Genomic DNA, 10,316 nt, shown 5'->3' with positions numbered 1-10,316 from the left:
GGCTTGGTGCTGGTCATGAGGGGGTGGTTCTCCTGTCGTGCCCTCTCAGGCTAACCCGCCGAAGCGGGGCGTCTCACCACAGGCTGACAGAGAGGGGTAGCCGAGAGTGACGTACAGCCCGGCGAGGAACTCGCAGCGGCGCGCCACCTCGGGCGCCATGTCCGGCTCACCGCCGAGAAGGGCCGCACTCCCGGTGTCGGTGAACCAGACCAGCACATCCACGAGCCTGCGGACAGCCAGCAGCCCGTCCTCGTCGCTGATGTCGTACCCGTCGTGTGTGGACCGGTTCCGGAGCCGTCGAATGTCGTCGAGCGCATCCACAACGGTGCTACTGCGGATGTACGGACGGCAGCGCTTGACCAGGTCGTTCAGGGCCTTCGTCGAGGGGTCGCCCTCGACGCCGTGGTGGCGCCACAGCTCCTTGAGCAGCTTCTCGGTCAGTTTCCCGACCAGGGCAACCGCGTTCTCGGGATAGCCGTCATTGAGGGACCGTAACGGCCGTTCCAGATCAAGCCCCAGCCGATCGGCGATCCGCGAGTGGTCGTCGAGCTCACTCCGCAGGCGCCGCAGCCGTTCATCGACCATGGTGCTCACTTGGACCCCCCACCTCGCTGGCCGAGGACGAACGCGAACCGGTCCGGAAAAACCAGCACGGGCTCCGGATGAGCGATCCGCATCTCCTCGATGCCCTTCTCGATCTCGCTGTCGCTGAACGTGGAGAGCAGGGACATGTAGCGGGCACGCACCATGCCGAGGTACTTGTCCCGGTCGATGCGCAGCTCATGCTCGGCATGGGCGAGACCGGCCTTCAGCCCGGCAGCCCGCAAGTGCCCCTCGATCACGGCCGGGTCCGGCTGCAGCTCCTCGAAGCGCGCGAGGGCCGCCTCGAACAGCGGGTACTGAATGGTGGCCGGGAGCATCACCACCAGCAGCCTGCCTCCGGGCGCCAGCCGCTCGGCCAGGCCGCGCAGCGTGCTCGCCTGATCGGCCACGTGATGCACCGACTCCTTCAGCCACATCGCATCGAGCTGTTCGTACGGCAGTCGAGTACGTCCTTCTGCGATGTCCTCGGCAGAAGCAACGACTGGCGTCAGATCGGACGGAGGCGGCGTGCCGAGCTGACCGAGCATCGCTGCGGAAGGATCGACGCACAGAATGGGATGGCGAGGCTGGAGCTGCTTGGCCACTTCCCTGGCGAACAGGCCCGTACCGGAGCCGATGTCGGCGATCCGGTCCATGGGGCCGAGCCGCAGTGCCTCAGTGATCCGGCTGGACATCCAGGGAATGTAGTCCGGACCATAGACCCAGTGCTCGTCGTATTCGGCTGCCAGCCCCTCGTAGTGCCCACGCACGTCGCGCCCTTCCACGATCCCCCTCGCGTGCCGCCGGTTGTGCCGTACAGGGCAGAGGACAGGATATCGCGGGTACTTGATCTACAACAGGCTGTAACTGGACGGTGATTGCGGAGGGCGGCGGGTATTCGCATCACGGAACCTGCGGCAGATAGGGACGGCGACGTCCTCGACTGGGAGGCAGGCAGCGCCTCTTGTCCTGCTGATCGGTTCTTCGCGCACCGGTGCGGTGGCTCTCGTCTCAACCCGGGTGTGATCCCAGGCCGGTACACGCTTTTCGGCCACCGGTGACGGTGATAACCAGAGCGACTGTCACGAATTCGTGACGTTCAGTTGTGACCGACTGCACCCGACTTGCCCACTTGTGCGCTTACTTGCAGACGCAAAGGAAGTGTACGGAATGTCAGTGCCCGTAGCTAGAGTGATACCTGACGCTTTGGCTAACGGGGAGGACGCTGTGGCGGACGATGGGGCGATCGACGCACCTGTGGCGGACCCAGCCGCATGGGCGGAGGGCCTTTTTGGGGGACCAGTAGCACGGGCGGCCGCAGACGTGTTCGGCATCGGGTCAGGCCTCCAGGCAACCGTTTCGGCTGTCGGAGACGTCATCACCGAGCTGCAGTCGTTCACGAAGTTCCGCGACCGCATCGACGCTCTCCTGCGTGACCTGAGGGAAGGACCCGCAGGCCCCAAGCAGGTGGGGCAGGACGTGATGGCGCGGGCCAAATTCGGGGGCGGAGCCGGTGGTTGGGCTGAGGCGGGCAACGTGTTCGCCTCGTACGAGACAGTGATCTCGGAGCTGGAGAAGCTCTCGAAGCTTCTCACCGAGTCCATCGAGGGCTTGAGTATCGCGGTCCTGGCCTCGCACAAAGGCTACGAGAACGTGGACACGGACGTCAGCCGGCGCATGCTGGCCATCAGCAAGGACACGACCGAGCACTACGGCGGAAGCTACGAGCCGCAGGTTCCGAGTGCGCCGGGCGGGAAGACCACGAAGCCCGGCGATACCTCCGGCAGTGGCGACACATCCGGCGCGTCGGGCTTCTGATGACGCGGCCGGTGACGCATCACGGGGACAACGGGGAGACGAGATGAGCGACAAGGGCAGAGGCGGCAAGACGTCGTTCGAGAGCATGAGTCACGAGGCCATGCTCGACTGGCTGGATCAGGCCGACGCCGCCGCGGTCGTCGCCGCCGCGGCCAAGCTCAAGAAGGTCGCCGCAGAGGTCCAGAAGGCCGGGGAGGAGCTGAAGACGCGCCCGCAGTGGGTGAGTTGGAAAGGTGAGGGCGCCGACGAGTTCCGCAGTTGGAGCGGGGACCTGGCGAACGCGACGTTGAGGCTGGCGGAGTACAGCGCGGGCGCCGCGAAGTGGCTCGACCAGGCCGCCGGCACGATCGCGAACGTTCAGGCGTCGATTCCCCGGGACACGAAGTACGGGCAGTCCGTCCTGAGCACGGCGCAGGCGAACCTGGAAGCAGCGAAGGCCGCGCCCAAGGACCCCGACTCGGCCTCCGTCACCCGTGACTCCACCCGGGACATCCAGGCGATCCTGGGCCAGCGGGAGGCGGACCGGCAAGAGGCTGCTCAGCAGATGAGGAAGCTGGGGGAGTCCTACACGCTGTCTGCGCAGCAGATGGACTCGTTGGAGAAGCCGGCGTTTCCGCCGCCACCAAAGGCTGTCATGCCTGGTAAAGAGGGCTTCGACACGACCAGCGAAGATCTCGCGTTCACCGGTGGTGCCCCCGGCACAGCCACTCCTGGCACGGCTGGACCTGTCGGACCCGGCCGTGCCGATGGCTCGGTGGGTCAGGGTGGTGGAGTGAGCGGGCCAGTTGGCGCTCCCGAGACTTCTGCCACTGCTCCTGGAGCCCCTGCTGGAGGAGCTGCGCGTCCGCCGTCGTCCACAGGGGTGGAGATCGATAGCGTTGCCACCCTGCCCGAGGCACCGACTTCCCCGTCGGGGCCGCCGAGTGGCCCGCCGACGGCGGGTGGACGGCCGGAGGGAACTCCGGCGATGCCTCCCGGACTATCACCGCCAGTGGCTGGAGGCGCACAGAGGCCGTCGGGCCCTACGACAGGTGCAAGCCGTCCCTCTCCTGGGCTCCGGCCCCCGGTAGCCCCTGGGCAGTCCCCGAAGGGCGCCGGGCCTTCCTCGCAGCGCCCCACGACAGGGGGAGGGATCACGGGCGGGAGGCCGGTGGCTCCGTCTCCGGGACGAGGCACCGGTGGAATCCCTCGGGGCACTGTGATCGGTGGTGAGGGTGTGTATGGCCGTGGCCAAGCGGGGCAGCCCGTCGGTACCGGAAGGCCGGGGGCCGTCCAGGGCGGAACGGGCAGTGGCCGGCGCATCGCAGGACAGCCCGAGGGCATTGTCGGTGGCCGCCCGCAGGGACCGGGAGGCGTGAATGCCCGCCCCATCAGCGCTGGCGGTTCCGCTGCGGCACGTGGCACGGCTCCCTCTGCACCCGGCGGTGGGACGGGTGGTCGTCGTTTCGCCCCGGAAACTGGCGGCATCGTCGGCGGCCGTCCCCAACAGGCCGGGACGGGCAGTGCACGACCCTTCACCCCGGGCGGCTCTGGAGCAGTACACGGTGCTTCGGGCGGCAGCGGACGCCCTGCGGGCCCTGCAGCGCAAGGCGGCACGCGCGGCGGGCCCTCGGCCTCAGGCGTCGTGCGCCGGGCAGGCGAGCCGCAGCACGGCGCCAGACCGGTTGGGCGTGGCGGACCTGTCGTACCGCCGGGATCTCGCTCGGCGGATCCTCGTCCTGAGGATCGCCGAGGCGAGCGCCCCGACTACCTCACTGAAGACGAAGAAACCTGGCAGCAAGGCGTACGTCGCACGACACCGCCCGTCGTTGACTGAACTCCGTTAGGACCGCAAGGAATGCCGATGCCCACCAGCCAAATGCAGCGTCTCAGTCGCGGGACCCTGCTGCCGGGAGTACTGGCGGCCCTGCTGGTGGGTATCGCCGCTACGCCGTCCCATGCGGAGTCCATCCGTTCCCAGCAGTGGCATCTGACCGCCATGAAGGCGGAGGAGATATGGAAGATCACCAAGGGCGACGGCGTCACCGTCGCAGTCATCGACAGCGGGGTCGACGACAAGAACCCCGACCTGGTGGGTCAAGTACTTCCGGGGAGGGACCTGGCGGTAGAGGCTCAGGGCGATGAGCGCACTGACTACGACGGTCACGGCACGGGCATGGCGGGCTTGATCGCGGGCACGGGAAAGCGCGGTGAGGGAATCGGGGCTTTCGGGCTTGCCCCCGGGGTGAAGATTCTGCCTATTCGGACGCCAGATCATGGTCTGAATGCCCCCCGCTACACAAAGGAGTTCAACCAAACGGTCAGCTCTGGCATTCGCTACGCAGCTGACTCGGGCGCGCGGGTCATCAACATCTCCATGGGATCCCGAGCTGGCTCAAAGCAGTTGGCCGATGCCGTTTCGTACGCACTCGACAAGGGAGCGTTGATCTTCGCAGGCGTCGGCAACGACGGAGACTCTTCCCTCGCGTACCCCGCCGCCACTCCAGGGGTCGTCGGAGTAGGGTCGATTGGACAAGATCTCCGCAAGACAGCCGAGTCACAGTACGGTCCCCAGGTAGACCTAGCCGCACCGGGCGCCGACATGGTCCACGCATGCGGCGGCAAGACGGGCATCTGCAAAACAAGTGGCACGAGTGACGCCACCGCCATCGCCTCCGCAAGTGCAGCCCTCATCTGGTCGAAGCACCCTGACTGGACCAACAACCAGGTCCTCAGGGTCATGCTCAACACCGCAGGCGCCCCCACAAGCGGCGCGAAGCGGAACGACCACATCGGCTACGGAATCGTGCGTCCCCGGATCGCCCTGAAAACTCCCGGCGATCCGGGCCCAGCCGATGAGTACCCGCTCCCCGACCTTGCCGCCGCACAACCCAAGTCGCCGTCCCCGGAAGCCACAGAGCCCGCCGGAAACAAGGTCGAGGAAGACAAGCCGTCCGCCGCCGCCCCCGCACGCGACGATGACAGCGGCACGGCCCTCTGGATCGCCCTAGGCGTAGGCGCCGCCGCCCTGCTGGGTGCCGCAATCGCCATCCCTGTAGTGCGCGCTCGGCGCCGCAACACGACGTTCATCGGTGGCTGAGTACAGATGCTCAGGCCCGTTGGTGGCGGATACGGATGGGGCACGTGATGCTGCGCCGATACTGTCATGTGGCCTGATGGAAGAATGTTCGATGCTGGTTGGATAGACGCCGGTGTTTGTATCTGGCGGAAGTCACATACGGGGAAGGGCACGTTCGCATGGCGTGGGACGAGTGGGAACAGCTCAAGACCGAAGCCGTATCTAGGCAGTCGGCTGGGATGCAACTGAATCAGCTCCCGGCCGATGGGAGCGGCTCCTCTGGAGGTGGTCTCGTCGGCGGTCAGAAGGATCTGGCGTCAAGCCCTGCCGAGAAGCGGGCTGCGGCGCAAGCCATCGAGCAACGCATCGAGCCCGGCACCCGCAAAGCCGGGGACTGGTCGGACGAGGAGACCAACTCCACGGTCAAAGCTTTCAGCGCCAAGGACGGCCATGGATGGGTCACGTCGGGTGCCCTCAAAAGCGCCCACAAGACCTGGGGTGAACAGGTACAGAACCTGATGAACCGCCTGGGATCCGAGAAGGAAGCCCTGCGCAACACCAGCACTCTGTTCCAGAGCACCGACCTCGGCGCCGCAAACCGGGTGGGCACTTCCTCCAACTTCAACAACTACTGAGTATCCGCTGACCGCGAGCTCCTTCCACCGATCGTTCACGTCAACGCGCACAACGGGGACCCATGCCGACGTATCACGAGATCATGACGACCGATCTGTCCACGCTCACCGCAGCCGCCGACAGCTGGGACGAGATGGCGCAGGAGTTCCACAAGCGGGAGCAGGACTACAAGCGCGACGTGCACGGTATCTCTATGGGCCAGACGTGGTTGGGACTGAGCGCGGATGCCGCCAACCGACGCTTCGACGTCACTCTGAAGGAGTTCCAGAACGCCCAGACAGAGGCCAAGGCGGTCGCCTCGCTCCTGCGCGACGCGCACACGCAGTTCGTGGATCTGCGCGGCAAGCTCAAGACGGCTCGGCAGGAGGCCATCGGCGACGACATGAGGGTGTCAGATCAGGGAGTGGTCTCCTACGACACCGCAAGGCTCGACCAAGGGACGCGTACCGCCTATCACCACGACCCTGACTTTCAGGAGAGCGTACGCAAGGCCGTCAGGTCCTGGCAGGACCGCATCGATCAGCTCGTCAAGGCCGTGGAGGATGCCGACAAGGGCGTCGAGATCGCCTTCAAGGCCGTCGTGATCGACTCGGACACCACTGACGGCACGACCAGCGGCTTCAACGGTAAGGCCCAGGGCGACATCGAGAAGTACGAAGCAGAGAACGCGGAGGACATCGCGAGCAAGCTTGCGGGCGGCGCGAAGGTGTCCGCGACTGAACTCGCCGAACTGGACCGGGCCTTCCGGGACAACTCCGACAACAAGGTGTTTAGTCAGACCTTGCTGAATGGGCTCGGCCCTGACGGCACGATCAAGCTCACCAACCAGCTGAACGAACTCGCCTACGACTCCGACAAGAAGCACAAGGGCCAGTACCTGGAACTGCAGGGCGGTTTGGCCGACACTGTCGCCAGGGCCACCCAGGTGCCCGGCTCGGTGGCCGACGCTCCTCCGGGGTCCCAGAAGTTCAAGGACTGGCTCGCTAGCGACGACGGCAGGTTCTACCGGCAGTGGACGGAGAGCCTCGACAAGCACGGCACCAAGAACTATGGGTCGAACACCCAGCCGCTCTACGGTTACCAGTCGTTCGTCAGCCTGATGCAGCACGGCGACGTCAAGTACGACGACCAGTTCCTCTACGAGCTGGGCGACGACCTGATAGCAGCCGAGAAGAAGCAGCCTGGCATCTACACCGAGTGGGGAGCCGGCCACGACGGAATCCGTGCCGACGCCCTGGACGGGCTCCTCGGCGTCATGAGCAAGAACCCCGACGCGGCCACCGCCTTTTTCGACCCCGCAGGCAACGGCTCAGGGCCTGACCATGTCGGCAACGATCACCTGAAGTATCTGCTCAACGAGCGTGAGTGGCCACAGCACAGCACGGTCGCCGGTACGACGGTCGTCACCATGGATGACCCCCTCAACCGCACCGGACTCGGCGCGGCGCTGGAGGCGGCAACCACCGGGCGAGAGCCCAACTCCGCCGGGGCGGCCTTTGATCACCACACGGAGGCCCAGACGCGGGTAATGCAGGAGACCATCACCCAGCTGGACAAGGACGACAAGGGCGACACGATCCCGGAGAACCTGAAGGTCCCCCTCGGACGCGCCCTCGCTGACTACACGGTCGACACCCACGCGATCCTCAGCGGTACCGAGCCGAGCAGCCCCGAGGGGCTCTCCAGCATCAATGCGAACGGAGACGAGTCGAGCATCACCAACAGCAAGCACAGCCTGCTCCGTGTGATGCGCGGGGTATCCGACGCGGCGTACGGGACGACTCCCGAGGGCGAGCCCGTCCTCGTCCACGATCTCCTGTACGAGAACCAGAAGCTCTACTCGGCCGAGTACCTGGACACGACCAGGGACGCCTCGGCCGGCCAGCAGAACAACGTCGTCGGCGACTGGGACAACAAGGCCCGCCATGTCGGCGAGGTGTACGGCTCCATGACCGCCATCGGGTCCGACATGATCCTCGATGACCGGGACACCAAGATCGGTACTCTCAACGACGACATGCGCTACACGTACCACGGGGTCGGCGGCCTCTTCACCCAGATTCCCGTGGTGGGCGACCCGGTTCAGCGCATGGTCGATGCGGCCACCTACGAGTACTCCAAGGACGTGGCGGCTGCTGCCGAGGATGTGGCCAGGTCCGAGGACAGCACCACCACGTCCGCGGGCATCGGCGGCACGAACGCGCTCCTTGACGCTTGGGGGAGCGAGCACGGCATCAGTGGTACCGAGGCGCACGACCATGCCAAGGGTGAGGCCAAGCAGAGCTTCATCACTGGGCGCGAGGATGCTTACTCGGCTCTGCGTACGAGGAAGTGAAGATGACGGACACCAGCGGCCGGGCAAGACTCGGACGAAAGATCATTGCCCCCGTCCTAGCGGTCGCTGTGCTGGCAGTGGGTGCGCACCTGTGGTTGAACACCAACCTCTTCGGCGGCAATGACGTGTGCGGAGGGCTGGTGTCCACCGACCCGGCCGATGCTGTCTTCTCCAAGTCCGGCCGCATCTCCGACCGGGATGGTCTGGACGACCGGCCGAGCGACCGGCTCGCCTTCACCTGCACAGTGGAGAGCTCATCCTTCCTCCTGGGGTCGAACACCGAGCACCTGACGATCTCGGGGAGCCGCGAGCGCGGTGACTTCCCCTTCACCGACAACGGCCGTTGGCCGAGCCCGGCCACGATGTCCTTCTTCTCCGGCGGCGTCACCGGCGCGGTGGGCTCGGACCACGGCTGGGTCTTGCTGCCCGACTCCTGCACGACGGCTGACGGACCCGCCATCGTCGAGGGATACGCCCCCGAAGGCTCGGACCCGGTGAAATTCACCCGGCTCCTGACCGAAGTCGCCAACAGCGCGGCAGAGCGAGCGGACTGTGCGGCCGAGCAGCCCCTCACCGCACCCGATAACCTCGCCGCTGTCCCAGAAGCGCGCCAGGTCAAAGACGGCGTGGTGTGCGGCCTCACCGGCATGGAATTCCCGGGACCGGAAGGACCGACCAAGGTGAGGGAGATGGTCCAGGACCACACCAACCCCACCTGGTCGTGCGAGGTCACGGGCCACGCCACCTACGCCGTGACCCAGGAACCGCAGATCGTCGCGGGCATCCGCTCCTCTCCCGAGTACAAGGAGCAGCCGCGGGTGGCGGGTCACCAGGTGTCAGGTTTCGACCCCCGGCACGTGGTCGCCGATTGCGCGGGCACTCCGACGTATTTCTCCATGGAGCTAGGACAGGACTACACCTCGGCCATCGGGGAGTCCGGCACCCCGCGCACGAAGGACCTGTTCGAGAACTTCGTCGACGTCGCTGGCAAACGGTTCGGCTGCAACGCACAGTAACCCTGAGAGCACTGAGGACACGAGACGTGACATACCCACGACACCGGGTGGCGATCGCAGCCGCTCTGACTGCGGCGGCCCTGATGACCGGCTGCCAGAGCGACGACAGCGACAGCAGCAGTAGTGCGGCACCGCTGAGCCTGAGCGGCCTGACCGAAACCGCCGACGGTATACCGGATAACGGGGCGAGTACCTGCCCGCTGCCCTACGACATGGCCGAGGCCGCGAAGGCTGCGGGCCTGAACGCAGACGCCGGCCCAGGGCCTGTGCAGGACAGTGACGAACCCGTCGCCACGGCCGAGGGCGGAGAGCGTGCCGAGGCCGGGGAACCGTTGGCTGAGAACCCCGGAGTCCTGGTGAGCTGCACGTTCCACATCGGGCAGCAGAGCGTGCAGGTGCACACCCTCGCCACGCGTGAGCCGAGCGGGATCGCCCCGTTGGCGCCGGTGGTCTCGTCGCTGGCCGCACTGACCGCCGACGACCTGACCAGTTACGTCGACAAGGTCGGGAAAGCCGAAGTCGGAGAGGTGGTCATCACCGACAGCGGCAACGTCGCCGCCGAACGTCTGAAGCTCGATGGCGACGGAGACGCCTCCCTCCTCGTCGGTGCGGGGGAAGCAGGGACCACGTCTCTGAATCGGAAGCAGCTCGGCGACCTCACCGAAGCGCTTGCGGATCAGGTGCAGTAGGGCAATGCCGGACTTGCCGTTCTGTCACCCTCCCGTTGGGACGATTCCCAGACTGGAAGCTCGTCGGACGTGCGACACACGCTTGAAATCTGTGATCAACCATGGAGACCGCAGCGCTCGTCCCGGACCGGGGTGGACACCTCCCGTGCGTGCCCACCCCACCCTGGTCCCCTGGACCGCCG

The 10,316-nt window shown here is 66.3% G+C and carries 8 protein-coding genes; 6 read left to right on the top strand and 2 right to left on the bottom strand.

The genetic code is table 11. From position 1 onward, the window contains the following. Positions 1-45: 45 nt before the first annotated feature. On the bottom strand, positions 46-594 hold the full coding sequence (locus tag AQJ91_RS47630) for a hypothetical protein (RefSeq protein WP_067036461.1): 549 nt from the start codon (positions 592-594) through the stop codon (positions 46-48). Beyond that, on the bottom strand, positions 591-1,367 hold the full coding sequence (locus AQJ91_RS47625) for a class I SAM-dependent methyltransferase (RefSeq protein ID WP_067036458.1): 777 nt from the start codon (positions 1,365-1,367) through the stop codon (positions 591-593). The genes AQJ91_RS47630 and AQJ91_RS47625 overlap by 4 nt, the downstream gene beginning before the upstream one ends. 385 nt (positions 1,368-1,752) lie before the next feature. Between AQJ91_RS47625 and AQJ91_RS55045 the strand changes: the two genes are divergently transcribed. From AQJ91_RS55045 to AQJ91_RS47590, 6 genes are all read left to right on the top strand, one after another. Further along, complete coding sequence (locus AQJ91_RS55045; RefSeq protein ID WP_199848225.1) at positions 1,753-2,400, top strand: hypothetical protein; 648 nt, start codon at positions 1,753-1,755, stop codon at positions 2,398-2,400. A gap of 1,843 nt (positions 2,401-4,243) precedes the next feature. Next, positions 4,244-5,479, top strand: a complete 1,236-nt coding sequence (gene mycP / locus AQJ91_RS47610; protein ID WP_067036448.1) for a type VII secretion-associated serine protease mycosin — start codon at positions 4,244-4,246, stop codon at positions 5,477-5,479. 158 nt (positions 5,480-5,637) lie between these two features. Beyond that, positions 5,638-6,093, top strand: coding sequence for a hypothetical protein (locus AQJ91_RS47605; RefSeq protein ID WP_067036444.1), 456 nt, complete (start codon positions 5,638-5,640; stop codon positions 6,091-6,093). Between the two features lie 62 nt (positions 6,094-6,155). Continuing rightward, positions 6,156-8,429 (top strand): hypothetical protein, encoded by a 2,274-nt coding sequence (locus AQJ91_RS47600; protein WP_067036441.1) that lies wholly within the window; start codon positions 6,156-6,158, stop codon positions 8,427-8,429. 2 nt (positions 8,430-8,431) lie between these two features. Beyond that, positions 8,432-9,445, top strand: a complete 1,014-nt coding sequence (locus tag AQJ91_RS47595; RefSeq protein WP_067036438.1) for a hypothetical protein — start codon at positions 8,432-8,434, stop codon at positions 9,443-9,445. Positions 9,446-9,471: 26 nt separating this feature from the next. Beyond that, on the top strand, positions 9,472-10,134 hold the full coding sequence (locus AQJ91_RS47590; RefSeq protein WP_067036435.1) for a hypothetical protein: 663 nt from the start codon (positions 9,472-9,474) through the stop codon (positions 10,132-10,134). Positions 10,135-10,316 lie beyond the last annotated feature (182 nt).

Source organism: Streptomyces dysideae (genome assembly GCF_001514305.1).
In the GTDB taxonomy this organism is placed as follows: domain Bacteria; phylum Actinomycetota; class Actinomycetes; order Streptomycetales; family Streptomycetaceae; genus Streptomyces; species Streptomyces dysideae.
This window is presented reverse-complemented; position numbering and strand designations above follow the sequence as displayed.

What these genes read in the sequence shown, in the direction of transcription:
- AQJ91_RS55045 (WP_199848225.1), top strand. Translation starts at nt 1,753, where the DNA reads ATGTCAGTGCCCGTAGCTAGAGTGATACCTGACGCTTTGGCTAACGGG.
- mycP (WP_067036448.1), top strand. Translation starts at nt 4,244, where the DNA reads ATGCCCACCAGCCAAATGCAGCGTCTCAGTCGCGGGACCCTGCTGCCG.
- AQJ91_RS47605 (WP_067036444.1), top strand. Translation starts at nt 5,638, where the DNA reads ATGGCGTGGGACGAGTGGGAACAGCTCAAGACCGAAGCCGTATCTAGG.
- AQJ91_RS47600 (WP_067036441.1), top strand. Translation starts at nt 6,156, where the DNA reads ATGCCGACGTATCACGAGATCATGACGACCGATCTGTCCACGCTCACC.
- AQJ91_RS47595 (WP_067036438.1), top strand. Translation starts at nt 8,432, where the DNA reads ATGACGGACACCAGCGGCCGGGCAAGACTCGGACGAAAGATCATTGCC.